The following is a 22,148-nucleotide window of genomic DNA, read 5'->3' as shown; positions in this document are numbered from 1 at the left end:
TTGTCGCCGCCCAGCGGCAGTTTGCGAACTTCGCCGGACGACGTGCGCCGACGAAGACTTAAAGGTCAAGCTTGGCGAACGGTTCCTGAGAATTTCTCTCAAATAGCGATTTGGCCTGTGCCCTTGGGCGGCGCGCCGTAGACACTCACGGCCGGTTGCGAGGGCAGGAGGCTGACGATGAACACGAACAGGCCGCCGACGTAGGGAACGAGGCCGATCAGGATCAGCCAGCCGCTGAGGCCGACATCGTGAAAGCGGCGGATGGCGACGGCGACATAGGGAATGAAGAGCGCGAAGTAGATCAGAACGACGATGCAGATCCAGGCGACGCCCCAGGCCTCCATGTCATAGCCGGTCTCGGCGTCGGCGATGGCCAGACCGATGATCGGCATGATGGCGAGCATCATGATCAGGAACTGGAACAGGGCGAACGACCAGTATTCCTTGCGCCGCGCACGCCCCTGTCCCTCGATGTAGAGGTCGGTGACGCAGCGGACGAAATAGCCCCACAACCCGAGATCGGGTTCCGGCGCATAGACGGCCGTGGGCAGGGGGCCGTCACGCAGCACCATCAGGCTGAGGGCGCGGTCTTCCTCAACAACGAAATCGACGCGACGACCGGGTTCGATACCGGCCGTGGTCGAGGTGAAGGCGTAACGCTGAAGATCGTCGCCGCTGATCAGGCCGTCGCCGGTCAGGGGATCGTAGCTGAGAATTTCGCCGCGCAAGGCCGTGCCCCTCGAAAAGGCGGCTTGAGCGCCGCCGCCAAGGTTTGGACCGGGCGGGCGGCTTTGCACAACAGGAGAGTGATCATGGGCGCCTTTCATGAGGTGCGCCTGCCCGCGCGGCTGGCGTTCGGTTCGACCGGCGGGGTGGAGCGTCGGACGGAGATCACGACGCTGGCGTCGGGGTTCGAGCGACGTTCTACGCCCTGGGCGCTGGGGCGCAGGCGGTATCTGATTGGGGCCAACCTGAGGTCGCTGGACGACATGGCGGAACTGGTCGCCTTCTTCGAGGCACGGCGGGGGCGGCTGTACGGGTTCCGGTTCAAGGACTTCGCCGACTTCAAGTCGTGCGCGCCGGGTGGGACGGTCTCGGCGGAGGATCAGGTGCTGGGCGTCGGGGACGGGGTGCGGACGGCGTTCGACCTAGTGAAACGATACGGCGATGTGGAGCGGCCCGTCAGCAAACCGGTCGGGGGATCGGTGCGGGTGGCGGTCGGGGGCGTCGAGGTCGCCGGGTTCGCTGTGGATGCGGCGACGGGGGTGGTGACGCTGGAGCGCGCGCCGGCGGCGGGCGTCGTGGTGACGGCGGGGTTCGCGTTCGACACGCCCGTGCGGTTCGACTCAGACCGGATCGAGACGACGCTGGAGAGTTTCGAGGCCGGGCGGATGGCGGCCGTGCCGCTGATCGAGGTTCGGGTCTGAACCATGAGAAACATACCGGAAGACATGGCCGCCCGCATCGAGAGCGGGGCGGCGATGCTGTGTCATGTCTGGCGGCTGGAGCGGGCCGACGGTGTGGTGATGGGGTTCACCGATCACGACCGCGACCTGGTGGTGGACGGGGTCGTGTGTCGGGCCGCGAGCGGCTGGACGGCGGGGGCGGGCGAGAGCGCCGTGGGGCTGGCGGCGGGATCGGTCTCGGCGGCGGGGGCGCTGGATGACGAGGCCATCGGCGAAGCGGATGTGGCGGCGGGTCTGTTCGATGCGGCGACGGTCGAGCTGTGGCGGGCGGACTGGGCGCGGCCGGATCTGAGGGTGCGGTTGTGGGCGGGGACGCTGGCGAAGATCAAGCGTGAGGGGGATGGGTTCGTCGCCGAGCTGGAAGGGCCGCTGGCGAAGCTGGAGCGGGTGGTCGGGCGGACCTATGGGCGGATGTGCGATGCGCGGCTGGGGGACCAGCGGTGCGGGGTCGCGGAGGCGGCGGGGCGGGTCTGCGACAAGCGGTGGGAGACCTGCGTCGGGACGTTCGGGAATGGGGCGAACTTTCGCGGGTTTCCGGATGTGCCGGGGGACGATTTCCTGACGGCCTATCCGGCCGGGAGCGCGCGGAACGACGGTGGGAGCCGGCGGTGAGGGGCGAAGGCGACAGGATCCTCCACCGCGAAGCGGGGGAGGGGGGCCGCGCGCAGCGGGGTGGAGGGGGCCAAAATCCCACAGGTGTTGACGGTTTCACCTTGGAGGGCGGTGGGGTGTCCGCCCCCTCTACCCCTTCGTGGTCCCCCTCCCCCGTGGACGGGGGAGGATTTTGGGTCGTCGAGGCCGCCCGATCCTGGCTCGGCACGCCCTATCGGCATCAGGCCAGCATGAAGGGCGTGGGCGCGGATTGTCTGGGGCTGGTGCGCGGGGTTTGGCGCGAGGTGGTCGGGGCGGAGCCGGAGGTCTTGCCGGCCTATTCGGCGGACTGGGCCGAGACGGGCGGGCGCGAGACCCTGCTGGAGGCGGCGGGGCGGTGGTTGAGGCCGGTTCCGGTCGAGGCGATGCGGGCGGGGGATGTGCTGCTGTTTCGGATGTCTGCGGGGGCGGCGGTGAAACATTGCGCCATCCTGAGCAACGTCGGCGGGCCGGAGCCGAGGATGATCCACGCCTATTGGGGGCGGGCGGTGGTCGAAAGCTGGATGGGCGTTTGGTGGCGGCGGCGGCTGGTCGCTGTGTTTCGGTTTCCCGAGGAGGTCTGATTGGCCCAGGTTGTATTGAGCGCGGTGGGACAGTCGGTGGGCGGGCCGATCGGGCGGGTGATCGGATCGACCCTCGGGCGGGCGATCGACAATCGCGTGGTCGGGTCGCTGGGGCCGGCGCGGCAGGTGGGGCCGAGGCTGGAGACGCTGAAGGTGCAGGGGACGGCGGAAGGGGCGCCGATGGCCTGCGTGTTCGGGCGGGCGCGGGTGACGGGTCAGGTGATCTGGGCGGCGCGGTTTCTGGAAGGCAAATCGAAAGGGCGGGCGGGCAAGGGCGGGCCGAAGACGGTCGATTATGTCTACTCGCTGAGCTTCGCCGTGGCGCTGTGCGAGGGCGAGATCGACGGGGTCGGGCGGGTCTGGGCCGATGGGCGGCTGATGGACATGACGGGCGTCGTGATGCGTGTGCATCGCGGGGGCGAGGACCAGACGCCGGATCCGTTGATCGAGGCGGTGGAGGGGGCGGCGCCGGCCTATCGCGGCACGGCCTATGTGGTGTTCGAGGACTTGCCGCTGGGGCCGTTCGGGGACCGGGTTCCGCAGTTGAGTTTCGAGGTGTTTCGGCGACCGCGCGGGCAGAAGGCGCGGCTGGAGGATTTGCTGGAGGGCGTGTGCCTGATTCCCGGCGCCGGGGAGTTCGCCCTGGCGACCGAGGCGGTGGTGCGGCGCGAGGGGCTGACGCGGACGGCGGCGGAGAATGTGCATAACGGCGAGGGTCGGGCGGACCTGATCGCATCGCTGGATCAGCTGCAGGCGCAGCTGCCGAACCTGAAGCGGGTCAGTCTGGTGGTCGGATGGTTCGGCAGCGATCTGAGGGCCGGGCATTGCCGCGTGCGACCGGGGGTGGAGCGAAGGGACAAGCCGACGGAGCCGATGGCCTGGTCCGTGGCGGGGGTGGCGCGCGAAGACGCCTATGAGGTCAGTCAGATCGACGGGGCGCCGGCCTATGGCGGGACGCCGTCGGACGACAGCGTGCGTCAGGCGATCCGCGAGCTGAAGGCGCGGGGGCTGGCGGTGACGCTGTATCCGTTCGTCTTCATGGACTGCGCTGGGTATCCGTGGCGGGGGCGTGTGGCGGGCGTGGATGGGGCGGGGGCGACAGCGGAGATCGCGGCCCTGTTCGGCGGGGCCGAGGATTGGGGCCTGGGGCGGATGGCGCTGCACTATGCCCGGATCGCGGCCGAGGAGGGGGCGGACGGCCTGCTGATCGGGTCGGAGATGCGGGGCGTGACCTGTACGCGGGATGCGGCCGGGGGTTTTCCGGCGGTGGAGCAGTTGCGGGCGCTGGCGGCGGAGTGTCGCGCGGTGGTCGGGCCGGAGGTGAAGCTGTCGTACGCCGCCGACTGGAGCGAGTATTTCGGGCGGCAGGCCGGCGGGGAGGTCGTGTTTCATCTGGATCCGCTGTGGGCCGATGCGAACATCGATCATGTGTCGATCGACTGGTATCCGCCGCTCACCGACTGGCGTGAGGGCGACGGCGGCGTGGATGCGGCGACGTTCGACGGGGCGGCGGACCCGGCCTATCTGGCGGCGGGCGTCGCGGGCGGGGATGGGTTCGACTGGTTCTATGCGGATGAGGCGGATCGGACGGCGCAGGTAAGAACGCCCATCGTCGATGGAGCGTATGGCGAGGACTGGGTGTTTCGGCCCAAGGACCTGAAGGGGTGGTGGTCGAACCGGCACCATGACCGGCCGGGCGGGGTGAGGGCGCCGACGCCGACCGCCTGGGTTCCGGGGATGAAGCCGGTGCGGCTGTCGGAGTTCGGCTGTGCGGCGGTCGACCGGGGCGGCAATGCGCCGAACCTGTTCCAGGATCCCAAGAGCAGCGAGAGCAGCTTGCCGCCGGGATCGACCGGCGGGCGAGACGATGCGGTGCAGCGGGCGGCGCTGGAGGCGGTGCTGGGGCATTATGCGGCGGATGAGAACAATCCGACATCGGCGGTCTATGGCGGGCGGATGCTGGAGGCGGCGGACGCCTGGTGCTGGGACGCGCGGCCCTATCCGGCGTTTCCGGCAAGGGGGGATGTCTGGGCGGACGCAGGCGCATGGCGGGGCGGGCACTGGCTGAACGGGCGGCTGGCGGGGGATGGACGCGACGTGATCGAGGCGGTGCTGGCGCGGGGCGGGTTGTCGCCGTCTGAGGTGTCGGTCGAGGGCGTCGAGGGGGCGGCGGCCGGCTATGTGATCGACCGGCCGATGCGGACGCGCGATGCGCTGGAGCCGCTGCTGGCGGCGTTCGACGGGGTAGCGGCCGAGCGGGACGGGAAGGTCGCCGTGCTGGGGCGTGTGGAGATGGTGGTGGAGATCGCGGGCGAGGCGCTGGCTCTGCCTGAAACCGGTGCGGCGGAGGCGACGACGCGGACGCTGGAGCCGAGGGCGGGCGAAGCGCGAGTGCGGTTCATCGATGAGACGGCGGACTATCAGACCGGAGCTGTGGTCGCGCGGTCGGCCGATGCAGCGGCGACGGGCGGCGGGGTGGATCTGGACCTGCCGCTGGTGTGTGGCGGCGGGCTGGCCAGGGCGGCGGCGGAGCGGGCGCTGGATGGCGAGGGCATGGAGGTCAAGACGCTGGCGCTGGGGCCGCTGGAGGCCTTGCGGCTGGAGCCGGGGGACGGGGTGCGGCTGGAAGGTCGGCCGGGCGACTGGCGGGTAATGCGGACGACGGCGGAAGAGACGCCGTCGGCGGTGCTGGAGCCGGTGTTGGCTCGGCGGGTCGTTGAGTACGATGGCGTCTGGCGCGGGGGCGAGACGCCCGCCGTGGTCGGGGCGCCCTTCGTCAGGGTGTTGGACCTGCCGCCCTTGATGGGGCGCGAGGAGGATGGGCGGCCGGTCGTGGCGGTTGCGGCGGAGCCCTGGCGGACGATGCGGCTGCATGCGGGGGCGTCGGCCCAGACGCTGACGGCGCGGGCGGATGTGGAGACGCCGGCGACGGTCGGGGTGCTGGTCGAGGCGCTGGGGCCGGGGGTGCGGCATCGCTGGGACGAGGCTAATGCGCTGGTGGTGCGGGTCGAGGGTGCAGCGCCGGAAAGCGCGGTCGAGGCGGCGGTGCTGGGCGGCGGCAATGCGCTGGCGATCGAGACGGCGGCCGGCTGGGAGGTCGTGCAATATCGGTCGGCGGTGCTGGTCGGGCCGGGGACGTGGCGGCTGACGGGTCTGTTGCGCGGACAGCAGGGGACCGAGGTCGAGATGCGGGCCGGCGCTGAGGCCGGCACGGTCGTGGTGTTTCTGGACGACCGACTGGCGCGAGCAGAGATCGGGCGGGGGGAGCGTGGCCTGCCGCTGGTCTGTCGCGCGGGACCGGCCGGGGCGGCGCCGGGCGGGGCGGGGTTCACCGAGACAGTGTTTCAGTCGAGGGGCGTGCATGACCGGCCGTGGTCGCCGTGTGGAATGGCGGTCGCTTCCGGTGCGGACGGGCTGACGATTCGGTGGACGCCGCGTGTGCGGCTGTTCGGCGACGGCTGGGACAGCGAACCGGCGGCGGTCGATCCGGTGCGGTTCCGTGTGCGGGTGCTGGACGGCGGCGTCGGGGTTCGGACGATGGAGACGGAGGGTTTGTCTACCTTCTATCCGGCGGCGGCCCTGGCGGCGGACTTTCCCGATGGCGTGACGGCGACGGCGCGGATCGCCGTGGCGCAGTGGGGCGAAGGGTTTGGGTGGGGTGTGGAGGCCGAAATCGGGCCGATCTGAGCAAATGACGGGTCCGGCCCTTTGCGTGGGGCGGGGCATGGCTTAACTGACGGCCTCTCGATCTTTTCAGTTGGAGCGGCAACGGACGTGGCAGGCGACCCCTACAAGGAACTGGGCGTTTCGAAGGGCGCGAGCGCGGACGAGGTCAAGAAGGCGTATCGCAAGCTCGCCAAGGAGCTGCACCCCGACAAGAACCCCGGCGACAAGATCACCGAGGACAAGTTCAAGCGGGTGACGGCGGCCTTCGACATCCTGGGCGACGCCGAGAAGCGCGCCAAATACGACGCCGGCCAGATCGACAACGACGGCAACGAACAATATCGCGGCTTCGGCGGAGGCGGTCGCGCGGGCGGCAGTCCGTTTGGCCAGGGTGGTGCGGGCGGCGGCTTCGGCGGCGGGCCGGGCGGCCGGGCCAACTTCGAAGGCGTCGATCTGGACGACCTGTTCGGGATGTTCGGCGGGGCGGGGCGTCAGCGCGGCGCGCGGGACTTCACGTCGCGGGGCCAGGACGTGAAGGCGACGCTGGACATCAGTCTGGAAGACGCCATCGCCGGTGCGACGCGACGGATCCAGTTCTCGGACGGGCGCACGCTGGATGTGACCATTCCCAAGGGCGCGTCGGAAGGCCAGACCATCCGCCTGCGCGGACAGGGTTCGCCGGGGCGGGGGGCCGAGAACGGCGACGCGCTGATCGAACTGAAGATTGAGCCGCATCCGATCTACAAGCGCGACGGGGCGGACCTGACGATGGATCTGCCGGTGTCGGTTCCCGACGCGGTGCTGGGCGCCAAGGTGCGGGTGCCGACGCCCGAGGGCGTGGTGCAGATGACGATCCCGGCGGGGTCGAACTCGGGCAAGATCCTGCGGCTGAAGGCGCGCGGGGCCTATGCGGCGGGCAAGCGGGGGGATCTGCTGGCGCGGCTGGTGGTGACGCTGCCGGACGAGCCGGACGAGGCCCTTACCCGCTTTGCCGACGAATGGCGGGCCAAGCGGCCCTATACGCCGGGGCGGTGAGCGCGCTCAAGCAGCGCGAGGCGCGGTAACGCCAAGGGGAAAGAGCATGAGCGTGAAGCCTGATGTGAAGCCGGCGCGGCCGTGGTTTTCGGCGGGGCCGACGGCGAAACGGCCGGACTACAGCCTGGCGGGTCTGCCGTCCGATCTGCTGGGACGCGGCATCCGCGCGCCGGAAGTGGTTGAGCGGTTCGCGCATGGCCTGCGGCTGACGCGCGAGGTGCTGGACGTCCCCGAGAGCCATGTGATGCTCTATACGCCGGGGTCGGACACGGGCGCGGTCGAGGCGGCGCTGTGGGGCATGCTGGGGCAGCGGCCGGTGCAGGTCGTGGCTTTCGAGAATTTTGGCCTGACCTGGCTGACGGACGTGAAGGATCATCTGGGGCTGGAGCCCGATGCCCTGACGGCGCCGTGGGGCGAACTGCCCGATCTGAGCCAGGCGGACTGGTCCAAGGACGTGGTGTTTCCGTGGAACGGCACGACCTCGGGCGTGCGCGTGCCGGACGCCGACTGGATCGCCGACGACCGCGAGGGGCTGGCCATCTGCGACGCCACCTCGGCCGCCTTCGCCATGCCCTTGCCGTTCGACAAGCTGGATGTCGTGACCTTCAGCTTCCAGAAGGCGCTGGGCGGCGAGGCGGGCATCGGCGTGATGGTGCTGTCGCCGCGCGCGGTGGCGCGGCTGGATGGGTATCGGCCGGATCGGGCGATACCCAAGCTGCTGCGGTTGACGGACGGCAAGGGGTTCGACCGGGCGCTGGCGGACGGGGTGGCGATCAACACCTTCTCGATCCTGACGATCGAGGACTGGATCGACGCCCTGGACTGGGCGAAGGGCATTGGCGGCTTGACGGAGCTGATCCGGCGCACGGACGCCAACTATGCCGCGTTGGCGGAGTGGGTCGACAGGACCGACTGGATCGCCTTCCTGCCGGATCGGCCGGAAATCCGATCGACGACGTCGGTCTGCCTGAAGTTCAACGACGCGCGGATCGCTGCGCTGGACCCCAAGGCGCAGAAAGCCTTCGTCGTGCGGTTCAAGGCCCTGCTGGAAGGTGAGGCGGCGGTGTTCGACATGGAGCCGCATCGCAACGCCCCGCCGGGACTGCGCCTGTGGTGCGGTTGCACGGTCGAGACGGCCGATGTGATGGCGGCGACGCCTTGGCTGGAATGGGCGTTCGAAACGGCTGTCTCGGAGATCGGATAAATCCGACTTCTGGGACGACATCGGATGATTCCCCCGCTATAGGCTGCGCCCGCATTCAGATCGCCGCGATGACGCGGCGCCTGCTGGTTTTGACGCGTTCTCCAAGGAGAACGCTAAGGCGGAGTACGGACCTTGGCGAACGTAGCGGTGGTCGGCGCCCAGTGGGGCGACGAGGGCAAGGGCAAGATCGTGGACTGGCTGTCCAACCGCGCCGACATGGTCGTGCGGTTCCAGGGTGGTCACAATGCGGGCCATACGCTGGTCGTGGACGGCAAGGTCTACAAGCTGGCGCTGCTGCCCAGCGGCGTCGTGCAGGGCAAGCCGTCGATCATCGGCAATGGCGTGGTCGTGGACCCCTGGCACCTGGTGGGCGAGATCGAGAAGATCCAGGCCCAGGGCGTGGCCATCAGCCCCGAAATTCTGACCATTGCCGACAACGCCTGCCTGATCCTGCCCATCCACCCTGCGCTGGATGTGGCGCGCGAGGCCGCAGCGAGCGCGCCGGGCGCCAAGATCGGCACGACGGGTCGCGGCATCGGTCCGGCCTATGAGGACAAGGTGGGGCGGCGGGCGATCCGGGTCTGCGACCTGGCTAATGAAGACGATCTGAAGGTCAAGATCGACCGGCTGCGCTCGCACCACGATCCGCTGCGGGCGGGCCTGGGGCTGGAGCCCATCAATCCTGAGGTGCTGCTGGCGTCGCTGCTGGAGATCGCGCCGAAGATCCTGCCCTATGTGAAGCCGGCGTGGCGGGTTCTGGATCAGGCGCAGAAGGACGGCAAGCGCGTGCTGTTCGAGGGGGCGCAGGGCGCCTTCCTGGACGTGGATCACGGGACCTATCCGTATGTCACCAGTTCGAACACCGTGGCCGGACAGGCTGCGGCGGGGTCGGGCATCGGGCCGCGCGGCGTCGGCTATGTGTTGGGCATCGTGAAGGCTTATACGACCCGCGTCGGAGAGGGCCCGTTCGCCTGCGAGCTGGACGACGAGGTCGGGCAGCATCTGGCGACTGTCGGCCGCGAGGTCGGGGTGAATACGGGCCGGGCGCGGCGCTGCGGCTGGTTCGACGCCGTGCTGGTGCGCCAGTCGGTGGCGATCAACGGCATCGACGGCATCGCCCTGACCAAGCTGGATGTGCTGGACGGGTTGAAGACGCTGAAGATCTGCGTCGGTTACCGCGTCGATGGCGAAGTGCTGGATTATCTGCCCAGCAGCCTGAAGGCCCAGGCCGCCGCCGAGCCGGTGTTCGAGGAGCTGGAAGGCTGGAGCGAAAGCACCGTCGGGGTCCGCAGCTTCAAGGACATCAATGCCAACGCCATCAAATATGTGCGGCGGATCGAGGAGTTGATCGGGGCGCCGGTGGCCCTGCTGTCCACCAGCCCCGAGCGGGACGACACGATCCTGATGCGGGATCCCTTCCAGGGCTGAGGCGGCGGTTTCCTTGATTCAACAGGCTTTAACCAGCGCGCGGTAAGGATAACGGCTCCAACCGGGAGACGGATGTGTTTGCCGCAAACGCCAGAACCTTGAGCCGCATCGAACCCGCCGTCAGGCGGGTGGTGATCGTCGATCCCAACCTGTCGTCCGCACGACTGCTGACGGACATCATGAAGGGGATGGGCGCGCGCGAGGTCTATGCCGAGACCGACGAGGAGCGGGCGCTGGAGCTGCTGCGCGACGTCGAGCCGGGCATGATCTTCACCGAACGGTCCGGAGAGGCGCTGAATGGCGAGACGCTGGCGCGCCGGGTGCGCCGGTCGAGCATGGCGTGCCGGATGTCGCCGATTATCATGGTGACAGGCGAGGCGACCGCCGCCGCCATCAAGGGCGCGCGTGATTCCGGCATCCACGAGTTTTTGAGAAAACCCTTCACGACCGGCGACCTGTTCAAGCGGGTCGAGAACGTGGCGTTGAAGCCCCGGCCCTGGATCGAGGCGGTCGGCTATGTCGGGCCGGATCGGCGGCGATTCAACTCGGGCGAATTTTCCGGTGCGCGCAAGCGGCGCAGCGATGGTTCGGCGGGCGGAGGGCCGGCCGAGGTGAAGGATCAGGCGATCCGCATCCTGATTTCGGCCTTGTCGCAGTTCGATCAGGATCCGTCGCAAGCCACGCGCGCCATTCGACAGCAGGGGGAAACGCTGAACGGGCTGGCAATCAAGACGGCGGACGCCAAGCTGGCGATGGTCGTGGCGACGTTGCAGGCCTATCTGGCCGGTGGTCAGGTAACCAAGGTCGGGCTGGCCCAGCCGATCGGCGCCGTAGTCGCGGCGGCGAAGGCTGCAGAGCAAGCGGCCCCGATGGCGCGGGCGTCCTGAGACCATAAAGGCCTGTCGCGCCGATAGGGCGCGACAGGTTGTTGTCGATCAGGCGTCGACCAGGTTCCGCTCTTCCGCGGCGGCGCGCATGGCCTTTTGCAGCTTTTCGAAGGCGCGGACCTCGATCTGGCGCACGCGTTCGCGCGACACGCCATATTGGCCGGCGAGTTCTTCCAGAGTGACGGGGTCGTCCTTGAGGCGGCGTTCCGTGAGGATGTGCTTCTCGCGGTCGGTCAGCTCTTCCATGGCCTCCTGAAGAAGGCTCATGCGGATGCCCTTTTCCTCGTCTTCGGCGAGTTGGGTTTCCTGGGACACGGCCGTGTCGTCGGCGAGCCAGTCCTGCCACTCGCTTTCACCGTCGGCGCGCAGTGGCGCGTTCAGCGAGGCGTCGCCGCCGAGGCGGCGGTTCATGTTGGTGACCTCTTCCTCGCTGACGCCCAGTTTGGTGGCGATGGCGGCGAGGTGTTCGGGATGCAGGTCGCCTTCCTCGAAGGCCGAGATCTGGCTCTTGGCCTTGCGCAGGTTGAAGAACAGCTTCTTCTGCGCCGCCGTGGTGCCCATCTTCACGAGCGACCAGCTGCGCAGGATGTATTCCTGGATCGAGGCGCGGATCCACCACATGGCGTAGGTCGCCAGGCGGAAGCCCTTGTCCGGGTCGAATTTCTTCACGGCCTGCATCAGGCCGACGTTGCCCTCGGAGATCACTTCGCCGATCGGCAGGCCGTAGCCGCGATACCCCATGGCGATCTTGGCCACGAGACGAAGGTGCGAGGTCACGAGACGGTGGGCGCTCTCGGCGTCCTGGTGCTCAGACCAGCGCTTCGCCAGCATGAACTCCTCGTCCTTGGTCAGCATCGGAAACTTGCGGATTTCCGTCAGATAACGCGACAGGCCTTGTTCAGGCGACATCACCGCGAGCGTACTATTGGCAGCCATATACAGGTCCCTCCGACCGTCTTGAACGAGCGGGCTCTTCGTCATCGGCCACGGTGTGTGCGCCGAAGTCTCACCCCTCAACCGGTGAAGTAGCGATGGGTTGCCGCCATTTTTAGGGGCGGATCGTCACACGAAAGCGTGACCGTGACCCTGGCGCCACTCGCGCCGTTCAGAAGGCTATATAGAACTTTGTCAGTTGCTATTCAAGACGCGCAGTTTTGAGGCTGGCCGACTACGCCGTCAGAGTTCGGACAGCAGGGCTTCGAGGCGAAGCATATCAGTGGGGGGGGCGGTTTCGAAGCGCATCTGTTCGCCGGTGACGGGATGGACGAAGCCCAGGACGGCGGCGTGAAGGGCCTGGCGCGCTAGGCCCGCCTCGGCGATGGCGGCGCGGACGGGAATGGCCGAGCTGCCCGAGCCATAGGTTGCGTCGCCGAGGATCGGCGATCCCTTGGACGACAGGTGGACGCGGATCTGGTGTGTGCGGCCGGTGTGCAGGGTGCAGGCGACGCGGGCGGCCATTGGGGCGCCCCCCGACTTGGCCGGTTCGCCGAAGGTCGTCTGGACGACATAGTCGGTGATGGCCTCGCGTCCGCCGGCCTTGAGCACGGCCATCTTCTTGCGGTCGCCGCTGGAGCGGCCGATGCGGGTTACGATCCGTGCCCTGGACGGCGACGGGGCGCCGCGCGTCAGGGCGATGTAGGTGCGCTCGATGTCGTGGGTGGCGAACAGGGCCGACAGGCCCTGGTGGGCGCGGTCGGTCTTGGCGGCGACCATGACGCCTGAGGTGTCCTTGTCCAGCCGGTGGACGATGCCGGGCCGGGCGACGCCGCCGATGCCCGACAGGCTGTCGCCGCAGTGGGCCAGAAGGGCGTTGACCAAGGTGCCGTCGGGCGTGCCGGGCGCCGGATGGGCGGCCATGCCTGCGGGCTTGTCGATGACGATCAGGTCGGCGTCCTCGTAGAGCACGGTCAGGGGGATGGCCTGCGGCTGGGGCGTGGCGGGCGCCACGGGCGGCAGGGCGACGACATACAGGCCGGGCTGGGCCTTGGCCGAACCGCCGGTCAAAATCGCCCCGTCGCGGGTGACGGCGCCCTCGGCCAGCAGGGCCTGGAGCCGGGCGCGCGACAGGGTCGGAAAGGCGTCGGCCAGGGCCTTGTCCAGGCGGACGCCGGACGCGTCGATGCGCGCTTCCAGCAACTCCGCAGGAGTGGAGGCGGGGGACAGGTCTTCGTCGTCGATCAGGTCAGGGTCGGACACGGCACCTCCCTAGCACGACCGGCCGCTTGCGCGAGGGCCGGACGTGGGGCGATAGTCAAGCTTGGGGCGTAAGAGGGCATCCGATGATGCGGTTGATGATCGCCGGGGGCGCGGTGGCCATGGCGGCGCTGCTGGGCAGTTGCACGACCATGAGCAAGGACCAGTGCCTGGCCGGCGCCTGGGGCGAGAAGGGCTATGCCGACGGGGCGTCCGGCTATCCGATGACGCGGCTGGACGACCACGCAAAGGCCTGCGCCAAATATCAGGTCACGCCCAATCCAGCGGCCTATGGTTCGGCGCGCGAGGATGGCTTGCGGTCCTATTGCACCTTCGAGCGGGGATGGGTCGAGGGGCGGGCGGGCAATACCTATTACGGCGTCTGTCGGCCGGAGGAGGAGCAGGCGTTCCTGCCCGCCTATCGGGACGGACTGAGGCTGCATGAGGTCGAGGACGCGTACGAGGCGGCGCAGGGCGCGCTGAGAAGCGCCGAGGCCCGGATCGAGAACCGCGAGGACAAGCTGGAGGCCAAGCAGAACGAACTGCGGGGCGAGGGGCTGACGGACGAGGAGCGGGAACGGATCCGCGACCGTATCCGGGAGGTCCGGGGCGAAATCCGCGATGCGCGCCGCAACAGCAGAGACGTGCGCGACGCGCTGGACCAGGCCGAATGGGACGTTCGCCGGGTGCGGCGCGAACTGAGCGGCCGCTACCCGGTCTAGACGTAGCTCAGGCGGCCTTTACGGACGCGCTGCGGAAGGACGGATCCAGGTCGCCTGAGGCGTAGCGTTTGGCCATATGGGCCGTGGACAGCGGCCGGATCGTCGAGGCCTGGCCTTCGCAGCCGAACTGGACATAACGCTCCATGCAGAGCTTCTTCATCGCCTCCTTGGCGGGCTTCAGATAGTAGCGCGGGTCAAACTCGCCCGGCTTTTCCATCAACGCTTTACGAATGGCGCCGGTGATGGCCATGCGGTTGTCGGTGTCGATGTTGACCTTGCGCACGCCGTGCTTGATGCCGCGCTGGATTTCCTCGACCGGAACACCCCAGGTTTGGGGCATTTCACCGCCGTACTGGTTGATGATGTCCTGCAGATCCTGTGGCACCGAGGACGAGCCGTGCATCACCAGGTGGGTGTTGGGCAGGCGGCGGTGGATTTCCTCGATCACGTTCATGGCCAGGACTTCGCCGTCCGGCTGGCGCGAGAATTTGTAGGCGCCGTGGCTGGTGCCCATGGCGATGGCGAGCGCATCGACCTTGGTGGCGGCGACGAAATCCACGGCCTGGTCCGGATCGGTCAGCAGTTGCGAATGGTCCAGCTTGCCCTCGAAGCCGTGACCGTCTTCGGCCTCGCCCATGCCGGTCTCCAGCGAGCCCAGCACGCCCAGTTCGCCCTCGACCGAGACGCCGCAGGCATGGGCCATTTCAGTGACGCGACGGGTGACGTCGACGTTGTATTCGTAGGAGGCGGGAGTCTTGGCGTCTTCTTCCAGCGAGCCGTCCATCATCACCGAGGTGAAGCCGTACTGGATGGCGGTGGCGCAGGTCGCCGGGCCGTTACCGTGGTCTTGGTGCATGCAGACCGGGATGTGCGGGTAGAGCTCTGCCAAGGCGTCGATCAGCTTGGCCAGGACGATGTCGTTGGCGTAGTTGCGGGCGCCGCGCGAGGCCTGGATGATGACGGGGGCGTTTACCTCGTGGGCCGCCTCCATGATCGCCAGGCCCTGTTCCATGTTGTTGATGTTGTAGGCGGGCAGGCCGTAATCGTTCTCTGCCGCGTGGTCGAGCAGCTGTCGCAGCGTGATGCGCGCCATGGGATAGTCTCCTGAGCCGAATAGTCTTTTTTGATTGGGCGAGAGACTAGCCGCGAGGCGTGGCGAAGTCACGCCGCGTTACAGCCGTTTCAGCGTGAATTCGGAAGGCCGGGACGCAGGCGTGATCCGCCTGCATCGCCGTCGATCAGATGCGCAGGGCTTCGACGCCGGGCAGGGGCTTGCCCTCCATCCATTCCAGGAAGGCGCCGCCGGCGGTGGAGACGAAGGTCATGTCGTCCGAGACGCCTGCATGGTTCAGAGCCGACACCGTGTCGCCGCCGCCGCCGACGGCGACCAGCACTCCGGCCTTGGCCAGGGCCGCGGCATGACGGGCGACGGTCACGGTGGCGGCGTCGAAGGGCGGCACCTCGAACACGCCCAGGGGGCCGTTCCAGATCAGGGTCTTCGAAAGCGTCAGGGCCTCCAGCAGGCGGGCGACCGTGGCCGGACCAGCGTCTAGGATCTTGTCGTCGGCCGACAGGGCGGCGCCGGCGATGACAGGGCGGGATGCGGCGCCGGGTTTGACCTCCGTCGCCACGACAAAATCGACGGGCAGCAGCAGTGTGCAGCCCCGCGCCTCGGCCTCCGCCATGATCTCGCGCGCCGTATCGGCCATATCACGTTCGGCCAGAGAGCCGCCGATGTCGATCCCTTGGGCGAACAGGAAGGTGTTAGCCATGCCGCCGCCGATGGCGAGCCGATCTAGCTTACCGACCAGGTTCTTCAGCAGGTCCAGCTTGGTCGAGACCTTGGCCCCGCCGACGATGCCCAGAACCGGCTTTTGCGGATTGCCCAGGGCGGCGTCGAGCGCATCGAGCTCGCGGCGCATGGATTCGCCGGCGTAGGCGGGCAGGTGGTGGGCGATGCCTTCCGTCGAGGCGTGGGCGCGGTGGGCGGCCGAGAAGGCGTCATTGACATAAAGGTCGCCCAGGTCGGCCAGCTTCTGGGCGAAGACCGGGTCATTGGCCTCTTCCGCCGCATGGAAGCGGACGTTCTCCAGCAGGACCACGCCGCCGGCGTCCAGGTCGCGGATGGCGTCCACGGCGTCCGGTCCGATGCAGTCGTCGGCGAAGCGGACGGGGGCGCCGAGCAGGTTTTCCAGATCATCCACGACCGGCTTCAGGCTCATCGACGGGACGCGCTGGCCCTTGGGGCGGTCGAAGTGGGCCAGCAGCGCCACCTTGGCGCCGGCGTCGCGCAGGCGCTGTATGGTCGGCAGGGCGACCCGCAGCCGGGTGTCGTCGGTGACCTTGCCGTCCTCCATCGGGACGTTGAAGTCCACACGGACCAGGGCCGTCTTGCCGGCGAGATCCTTGGCGTCGTCGAGGGTGCGGAAGGTCATGGCTTCAATCTCTCATGATCTTCTCCCATGGGGAGAAGGTGGCTCGCGGAGCGAGACGGATGAGGGACGGGCGGTGGGCCAATTCGCACACCGTGCCCCTCACCCTTTCGCGCCAGAACGGCGGCTTGCGCCGCCGTGCGCTCAAGCCCTCTCCCGCTGGGAGAGGGACGCGGGGTTTAGAGGAACTTCGCCATCACCAGGGCCGTGTCGGCCATGCGGGTCGCGAAGCCCCATTCGTTGTCGTACCAGCTGAGGACGCGGGCCAGCTTGCCGTCGACGACCTGGGTCTGGGGCAGGGCGGCGGTGGAGGAGGCGGCGATGTGGTTCAGGTCGCTGGAGACCAGCGGCTCGGTCGTCGTAAACAGGACGCCCTTCATCGGACCGTCGGCGGCGGCTTGAAGCGCGGCGTTGATCTCATCGACCGTCACGTCGCGGCCGGCGACGACCTTCAGATCCACGACCGAGACGTTCGGGGTCGGGACGCGGATCGACGAGCCGTCCAGCTTGCCCTTCAGTTCCGGCAGGACCAGGCCCAGGGCCTTGGCTGCGCCGGTCGAGGTCGGGATCATCGACAGGGCGGCGGCGCGGGCGCGGTACAGATCCTTGTGCATCGTATCCAGCGTCGGCTGGTCGCCGGTGTAGGAGTGGATGGTGGTCATATAGCCGCGCTCGATGCCGAACAGGTCGTTCAGCACCTTGGCGACCGGCGCCAGGGCGTTGGTGGTGCACGAGCCGTTGGACACGACGATGTCGTCGGCGGTCAGGGTTTCGTGGTTGACCTTGAAGACGATGGTCTTGTCGGCGCCGTCGGCGGGGGCCGAGACTAGGACGCGCTTGGCGCCGGCTTTCAGGTGAGCCGAGGCCTTGTCCTTGGACGTGAAGATGCCGGTGCATTCGAAGGCGATGTCCACCTTCAGCTCGGCGTGCGGCAGGTTGGCCGGATCACGCTCGGCCGTGACCTTGATCTTGCCGGTGCCGACGTCGATCCAATCCTCGCCCGTCGTTACCGTGCCGGGGAAGCGGCCGTGGACAGAATCGTAGCGGAACAGGTGGGCGTTGGTTTCGACCGGCCCCAGATCGTTGATCGCCACCACTTCGATGTCCGTGCGGCCGTGCTCGACGATGGAACGCAGGACAAGGCGGCCAATGCGGCCGAAACCATTGATGGCGACGCGAACGGTCATGGGAAGCTCCTCTGAACGATAGGGTGTTGAGCGGTATATAGGTCGGCCGTCTCAATGGAGCGGTCACGCAAGCGATTCAACCCCGTGCGCGTAACATGATGTGATCCCCGATTACGCTTCCGGCGGCAGCCTGATCGGCTTGCGGCAAGAAACACCTTCTCGAGGATCATTTTCGCCCGTTGGCGCAAAATTCTTGCGATTGGGGTTGTGCGTGACCGGCGGCTATGGTTTCTTGGCGTCAGAACAGGGAGCCACCCGTGGCCACGATGACGCGCGACATGATGAAGGGACGCACCGCTCAGGCGGTCGCAGCCGTTCGCGCGCCTGTCGGCCTGGAAAGCCCCGTATTCCTCATTACCCTCGTACTCCTCGGCCTGCTTACGCAAGCGGCGTGGATGCACGCGACCTGACCTAAACACACTCAGGATCGCCTCGCACCACCCCGCCTCCGAAAGGAAGCGGGGTTTTTAGTGCGCGGCGGTTCAAAAAGAACCGGACCGATGACGCAAGATTCTACCTCAGAGCCCAAAAAGCCCAACGCCCGCAGCGCGGCGGTGACGGCTGGCCCGAGCCGGGCCGCCGCCCGTTCGTATCTGCGCGCCGCCGGCATGCAGGACGCCGATTTCGAAAAGCCGATGATCGGCATCGTCAACACCTGGTCGACGGTCACGCCGTGCAACATGCACCTGGACCGGCTGGCCAAGGATGTGCGCGCCGGCATCATCGCGGCGGGCGGCTATCCGGTCGATTTCAACACCATCGTCGTCACCGACGGCATCTCGATGGGCACGGCGGGCATGAAGGCCTCGCTGATCAGCCGCGAGGTCGTCGCCGACTCCATCGAACTGGCCATCGAAGGCCACCAGCTGGACGGCGTGGTCTGCATCGTCGGCTGCGACAAGACGATCCCGGCGGCGGCCATGGCCCTGGCGCGGATGGATATCCCTGGCCTGGTCTATTACGGCGGCACCATCATGCCCGGCGTGATCGGGACCAAGGAGGTCTCGGTCCAGGAGGTGTTCGAGGCCATCGGCGCCCATTCGGCCGGCGCGCTGGACGACGCGGGCTTGAAGGCGGTCGAGCAAGCCGTCTGCCCCGGCGCCGGCGCCTGCGGCGGTCAGTTCACGGCCAACACCATGGCCATGGCCCTGTCGGTCATGGGCATCTCGCCCATGGGCGCCAATGACGTGCCGGCGGTCGATCCGAACAAGGCGGCCGAAGGGCTGCGCTGCGGCCGGCTGATCGTCGAGCGGGTCTTCGCCGGCGACACGGCGCGTAAATACATCACCCGCGCCAGCCTGAAGAACGCCGCCGTCGCCGTCTCAGCCTCGGGCGGATCGACCAATGCGGTCATGCACCTGACGGCCATCGCGGCGGAAGCCGGGGTCGATTTCGGCGTTGAGGACTGCCACCAGGCCTGTGTCGAGGCGCCGGTCATCTGCGACCTGAAGCCGGGCGGTCGCTTCCTGGCCTCGCACCTGTTCGCCGCCGGCGGCACCCGCCTGGTCACGCAACGGATGGCCGAGGCCGGCAAGATCGTGAACACCCCGACCGTCAGCGGCCGCAGCCTGTTCACCGAGGCGGGCGAGGCCGAGGAAACCCCGGGCCAGGTGGTGGTGACCAGCTTTGACGCGCCCGTCATGGCGCGCGGCAGCTACGCCGTCATCTATGGCGACGTCGCCCCCGAAGGCGCGGTCATCAAGCTGACCGGCCACAAGGTCGACACGTTCGAAGGGCCGGCCTGCGTCTTCGACAGCGAGGAAGACGCCTTCCATGCCGTTCAGGACGGTTCGGTCGGCGAAGGCGACGTCATCATCATCCGCTACGAAGGACCCAAGGGCGGCCCCGGCATGCGCGAGATGCTGCAGGTCACCGCCGCCCTGAAGGGTCGCAAGATCGACAATGTCGCCCTGCTGACGGACGGCCGTTTCTCGGGCGCCAGCTACGGCTTCGTCGCCGGCCACGTCTCGCCGGAGGCCGCCGTCGGCGGGCCGATCGCTCTCATTCGCGATGGTGACCGCATCACCATCGACGTCACCAACCGTCGGATCGACGTCAATGTCGATCTGGCGACGCGCCGGGCGGGCTTTACGCCCCACGTAGTCCGCCCGGCGCGAGGTGTCTTCGCCAAATACCGCGCCTCGGTCGCCTCTGCAGCCCAGGGCGCCGTCACCATCCCCAACCCGCCGCCGGCTCAAGTTCCGGCGTCTCACAAGACAACCACTGCTCAGGACGCCTGACCCATGGCCATCACCATCTACACCAACGACGACATCCGCCCCGGCGCCATCGCCGGTCAGCGTATCGCCATCATCGGCTATGGCTCGCAAGGCCGCGCCCACGCCCAGAACCTGAAGGACAGCGGCCATGACGTGGTCGCCGGCGTCCGTCACGGCGGCACGGGCTGGAAACACGCCACCGAAGACGGCGTGCCGACCGCCGAGCCGGCCGAGGCCGTCAAGGGCGCGGATATCATCGCCATCCTGACCCCGGACATGGTCCAGGGCGACGTCTATCGCGACATCATCGAGCCCAACGCCAAGGAGGGCTCGGCCCTGCTGTTCGCCCACGGCTTCTCGATCATCTACGAGCGCATCACCCCCCGGGCCGATATGGACGTCATCCTGGTCGCGCCGAAGGGGCCGGGCGATCTGGTTCGTCGCGAGTTCCAGCGCGGGCGCGGCGTGCCCAGCCTGTTCGCCATCGAGAAGGACGTCACCGGCAAGGCCCGCGACCGGGCCATGGGCTATGCCAAGGGCAACGGCGGCGCGACCGGCGGCCTGCTGGAAACCACCTTCCGCGAAGAGACCGAGACCGATCTGTTCGGCGAACAGGCCGTCCTGTGCGGCGGCGCCAAGGAACTGGTGATGCAGGGCTTCAACACCCTGGTCGAGGCCGGCTACCAGCCCGAGATCGCCTATTTCGAATGCCTGCACGAGCTGAAGCTGATCGTGGACCTGTTCTACGAAGGCGGCATCTCGAAGATGCACCACTTCATCTCGGAGACGGCCAAGTACGGCGCCGTCGCCAGCGGCCCGCGCGTCGTCAACGAAGAGACCAAGGCCCGCATGAAGACCATCCTGGACGAGATCCAGGACGGCACTTTCGCGCGCAACTGGATCGCCGAGAACGAGGCCGGCAAGCCGCAGTACGAAGCCTGGCTGAAGGCGGACCGCGAAAGCCAGATCGAACAGGTCGGCGCCCGTCTGCGCGAGCGGATGGCCTGGCTGAACACGCCCAAGTCCGAAGCGGCCTGAGCCGCGAGCGAAAGACCGGATGATCCTGATGACCGCCGCCGCCTTCAAATCCTCAGCCGAGGCCGCCCCGCAATCGGGGGCGCGCCTGCTGGTCTCCACCCTGGAGCGGCTGGGCGTGGAGGTGGTGTTCGGTTATCCGGGCGGCGCCATCATGCCGGTCTATGACGCCCTGGCCGGATCCAAGCTGAAGCATATCCTGGTCCGCCACGAGCAGGGCGCGGCCTTCGCCGCCGACGCCTATGCGCGCAAGAGCGGCAAGGTCGGGGTCTGCATCGCCACCTCCGGCCCCGGCGCCACCAATCTGATCACCGGCATCGCCAATGCGCTGATGGATTCCGTGCCCATCGTCTGCATCACCGGCAATGTCGCCCAGGGTTTGATGGGCACCGACGCCTTCCAGGAGATCGACATCCTGGGCGTCACTCTGCCGATCGTGAAACACTCGATCCTGGTCCGGTCCGCCGCCGATGTTCCGGCCGCCATCGAGGAGGCCTTCCATATCGCCGCCTCGGGGCGCCCCGGTCCCGTCCTGGTCGATCTGCCCAAGGACGTGCAGTTCGCCACGACCAGCGACGACTACGGCTTCCACATCCCCAACGACACGCCGCGCATCGACCACGACGCGATCGCCGCCGCCGAGGCCGCGATCCGGGCCGCGAAGAAGCCGCTGGTCTATATCGGCGGCGGGGTAAAGATCGGCCGCGCGACCGAGGCCCTGCGCGCCTTCGTCGCGGCGACCGGCATCCCCCAGGTCTCGACCCTGAACGCCCTGGGCACCATCCCGACCGACGCGCCGGGCATGCTGGGCATGCTGGGCATGCACGGGACGCGCGCCGCCAACCATGCGGTGCAGGACAGCGATCTGCTGATCGTCGTCGGCGCCCGGTTCGACGACCGCGCCACCGGCAAGCTGGCCGAGTTCGCGCCCAATGCCCGGATCGTCCATTTCGACATCGACGCCTCGGAAGTCGGCAAGCTGCGGGCGGCCAACGTCGCCGTCGTCGGCGAACTGAAGGACGGGGTCGAGGCCCTGACGGCGCGCATGGCCGGCGGCCCGGCCCTGGACATCCAGCCCTGGGCCGAAGACTGCGCCCAGGCCGCCGCGACCCACGCCTATCGCTATGACGCGCCGGGCGAGGGGGTCTATGCCCCGGCCCTGCTGAAGGAAGTGTCTGAAGCGGCGGGCGATGATTTCGTCGCCGCCTGCGACGTGGGCCAGCATCAGATGTGGGCGGCCATGCACTGCCGCTTCTCCCGGCCCGAGGCCCACATCACCTCGGGCGGACTGGGGGCCATGGGTTTCGGCCTGCCTGCCGGCATCGGCGCCAAGCTGGCCGATCCGTCGGCGACCGTCGTCACCATCGCCGGCGACGGCGGCTTCATGATGAACATCCAGGAGCTGGCGACGCTGAAGCGTTACGGCATCCCGCTGAAGATCGTGCTGATCGACAATTCCT

At 68.2% G+C, this 22,148-nt stretch carries 19 protein-coding genes; 13 read left to right on the top strand and 6 right to left on the bottom strand.

What is annotated here, in order from left to right:
- Positions 1 to 98: 98 nt before the first annotated feature.
- Positions 99 to 728: a DUF805 domain-containing protein gene (locus ACK4MH_RS12680; protein ID WP_409718933.1), complete on the bottom strand. Its 630-nt coding sequence runs from the start codon at positions 726 to 728 to the stop codon at positions 99 to 101.
- A gap of 84 nt (positions 729 to 812) precedes the next feature.
- Here ACK4MH_RS12680 and ACK4MH_RS12675 point away from each other — a divergent pair, with 84 nt between their 5' ends.
- The 8 genes from ACK4MH_RS12675 to ACK4MH_RS12640 all read left to right on the top strand — a co-directional run bounded on the left by ACK4MH_RS12675 (position 813) and on the right by ACK4MH_RS12640 (position 10,900).
- Positions 813 to 1,427 (top strand): TIGR02217 family protein, encoded by a 615-nt coding sequence (locus tag ACK4MH_RS12675; protein ID WP_409718931.1) that lies wholly within the window; start codon positions 813 to 815, stop codon positions 1,425 to 1,427.
- Positions 1,428 to 1,430: 3 nt separating this feature from the next.
- Entirely contained in the window at positions 1,431 to 2,078 is a 648-nt protein-coding gene (locus tag ACK4MH_RS12670; protein WP_409718929.1) for a DUF2163 domain-containing protein, read from the top strand.
- A 116-nt stretch (positions 2,079 to 2,194) separates the two neighbouring features.
- A complete protein-coding gene (locus ACK4MH_RS12665; RefSeq protein ID WP_409718927.1) occupies positions 2,195 to 2,680 on the top strand; it encodes an NlpC/P60 family protein in 486 nt (161 codons plus the stop codon).
- A complete protein-coding gene (locus tag ACK4MH_RS12660; RefSeq protein WP_409718925.1) occupies positions 2,681 to 6,367 on the top strand; it encodes a glycoside hydrolase/phage tail family protein in 3,687 nt (1,228 codons plus the stop codon). It abuts the gene before it with no gap.
- An 87-nt stretch (positions 6,368 to 6,454) separates the two neighbouring features.
- Positions 6,455 to 7,381, top strand: coding sequence for a DnaJ C-terminal domain-containing protein (locus tag ACK4MH_RS12655; RefSeq protein ID WP_409718923.1), 927 nt, complete (start codon positions 6,455 to 6,457; stop codon positions 7,379 to 7,381).
- A gap of 46 nt (positions 7,382 to 7,427) precedes the next feature.
- Positions 7,428 to 8,585, top strand: a complete 1,158-nt coding sequence (locus tag ACK4MH_RS12650; protein WP_409718921.1) for a phosphoserine transaminase — start codon at positions 7,428 to 7,430, stop codon at positions 8,583 to 8,585.
- A gap of 132 nt (positions 8,586 to 8,717) precedes the next feature.
- The gene (locus ACK4MH_RS12645) at positions 8,718 to 10,013 is read left to right on the top strand and encodes an adenylosuccinate synthase (RefSeq protein WP_409718919.1); all 1,296 of its coding nucleotides are present in this window, start codon (positions 8,718 to 8,720) and stop codon (positions 10,011 to 10,013) included.
- A gap of 98 nt (positions 10,014 to 10,111) precedes the next feature.
- The gene (locus ACK4MH_RS12640; RefSeq protein ID WP_409718917.1) at positions 10,112 to 10,900 is read left to right on the top strand and encodes a two-component system response regulator; all 789 of its coding nucleotides are present in this window, start codon (positions 10,112 to 10,114) and stop codon (positions 10,898 to 10,900) included.
- A 48-nt stretch (positions 10,901 to 10,948) separates the two neighbouring features.
- Here ACK4MH_RS12640 and rpoH read toward each other — a convergent pair whose 3' ends face one another.
- Together rpoH and ACK4MH_RS12630 are read right to left on the bottom strand one after the other, a co-directional pair.
- Positions 10,949 to 11,836, bottom strand: coding sequence for an RNA polymerase sigma factor RpoH (rpoH, locus tag ACK4MH_RS12635; protein WP_135193456.1), 888 nt, complete (start codon positions 11,834 to 11,836; stop codon positions 10,949 to 10,951).
- A 240-nt stretch (positions 11,837 to 12,076) separates the two neighbouring features.
- Positions 12,077 to 13,096 carry an RluA family pseudouridine synthase gene (locus ACK4MH_RS12630; RefSeq protein WP_409718915.1) on the bottom strand — a complete coding sequence of 340 codons (1,020 nt, stop codon included), beginning with the start codon at positions 13,094 to 13,096 and terminating at the stop codon, positions 12,077 to 12,079.
- A gap of 83 nt (positions 13,097 to 13,179) precedes the next feature.
- Here ACK4MH_RS12630 and ACK4MH_RS12625 point away from each other — a divergent pair, with 83 nt between their 5' ends.
- Complete coding sequence (locus ACK4MH_RS12625) at positions 13,180 to 13,815, top strand: DUF2799 domain-containing protein (protein WP_409718913.1); 636 nt, start codon at positions 13,180 to 13,182, stop codon at positions 13,813 to 13,815.
- A 7-nt stretch (positions 13,816 to 13,822) separates the two neighbouring features.
- Here ACK4MH_RS12625 and fba read toward each other — a convergent pair whose 3' ends face one another.
- The 3 genes from fba to gap form a co-directional block, all read right to left on the bottom strand.
- Positions 13,823 to 14,908, bottom strand: coding sequence for a class II fructose-bisphosphate aldolase (gene fba, locus ACK4MH_RS12620; protein ID WP_409718911.1), 1,086 nt, complete (start codon positions 14,906 to 14,908; stop codon positions 13,823 to 13,825).
- Between the two features lie 145 nt (positions 14,909 to 15,053).
- Positions 15,054 to 16,250, bottom strand: a complete 1,197-nt coding sequence (locus ACK4MH_RS12615; protein WP_409718909.1) for a phosphoglycerate kinase — start codon at positions 16,248 to 16,250, stop codon at positions 15,054 to 15,056.
- A 176-nt stretch (positions 16,251 to 16,426) separates the two neighbouring features.
- Positions 16,427 to 17,434, bottom strand: coding sequence for a type I glyceraldehyde-3-phosphate dehydrogenase (gap, locus tag ACK4MH_RS12610; protein WP_409718907.1), 1,008 nt, complete (start codon positions 17,432 to 17,434; stop codon positions 16,427 to 16,429).
- A gap of 257 nt (positions 17,435 to 17,691) precedes the next feature.
- Here gap and ACK4MH_RS12605 point away from each other — a divergent pair, with 257 nt between their 5' ends.
- The 4 genes from ACK4MH_RS12605 to ilvB form a co-directional block, all read left to right on the top strand.
- Positions 17,692 to 17,844 (top strand): hypothetical protein, encoded by a 153-nt coding sequence (locus ACK4MH_RS12605; protein ID WP_409718905.1) that lies wholly within the window; start codon positions 17,692 to 17,694, stop codon positions 17,842 to 17,844.
- Positions 17,845 to 17,934: 90 nt separating this feature from the next.
- Positions 17,935 to 19,674, top strand: a complete 1,740-nt coding sequence (locus ACK4MH_RS12600) for a dihydroxy-acid dehydratase (RefSeq protein ID WP_409718903.1) — start codon at positions 17,935 to 17,937, stop codon at positions 19,672 to 19,674.
- Between the two features lie 3 nt (positions 19,675 to 19,677).
- Positions 19,678 to 20,691 (top strand): ketol-acid reductoisomerase, encoded by a 1,014-nt coding sequence (gene ilvC, locus ACK4MH_RS12595; RefSeq protein ID WP_409718901.1) that lies wholly within the window; start codon positions 19,678 to 19,680, stop codon positions 20,689 to 20,691.
- 19 nt (positions 20,692 to 20,710) lie between these two features.
- Positions 20,711 to 22,148 (top strand): biosynthetic-type acetolactate synthase large subunit (gene ilvB / locus ACK4MH_RS12590; protein ID WP_409718899.1); only part of this gene is annotated, 1,438 nt, incomplete at its 3' end.

Source organism: Brevundimonas sp., assembly GCF_046295075.1.
In the GTDB taxonomy this organism is placed as follows: domain Bacteria; phylum Pseudomonadota; class Alphaproteobacteria; order Caulobacterales; family Caulobacteraceae; genus Brevundimonas.
This window is presented reverse-complemented; position numbering and strand designations above follow the sequence as displayed.

Excerpts from the sequence above, each read along its gene's own strand:
- ACK4MH_RS12675 (WP_409718931.1), top strand. The coding sequence starts at position 813 with ATGGGCGCCTTTCATGAGGTGCGCCTGCCCGCGCGGCTGGCGTTCGGT.
- ACK4MH_RS12670 (WP_409718929.1), top strand. The coding sequence starts at position 1,431 with ATGAGAAACATACCGGAAGACATGGCCGCCCGCATCGAGAGCGGGGCG.
- ACK4MH_RS12650 (WP_409718921.1), top strand. The coding sequence starts at position 7,428 with ATGAGCGTGAAGCCTGATGTGAAGCCGGCGCGGCCGTGGTTTTCGGCG.
- rpoH (WP_135193456.1), bottom strand. The coding sequence starts at position 11,836 with ATGGCTGCCAATAGTACGCTCGCGGTGATGTCGCCTGAACAAGGCCTG.
- ACK4MH_RS12625 (WP_409718913.1), top strand. The coding sequence starts at position 13,180 with ATGATGCGGTTGATGATCGCCGGGGGCGCGGTGGCCATGGCGGCGCTG.
- fba (WP_409718911.1), bottom strand. The coding sequence starts at position 14,908 with ATGGCGCGCATCACGCTGCGACAGCTGCTCGACCACGCGGCAGAGAAC.
- ACK4MH_RS12615 (WP_409718909.1), bottom strand. The coding sequence starts at position 16,250 with ATGACCTTCCGCACCCTCGACGACGCCAAGGATCTCGCCGGCAAGACG.
- gap (WP_409718907.1), bottom strand. The coding sequence starts at position 17,434 with ATGACCGTTCGCGTCGCCATCAATGGTTTCGGCCGCATTGGCCGCCTT.
- ACK4MH_RS12600 (WP_409718903.1), top strand. The coding sequence starts at position 17,935 with ATGACGCAAGATTCTACCTCAGAGCCCAAAAAGCCCAACGCCCGCAGC.
- ilvC (WP_409718901.1), top strand. The coding sequence starts at position 19,678 with ATGGCCATCACCATCTACACCAACGACGACATCCGCCCCGGCGCCATC.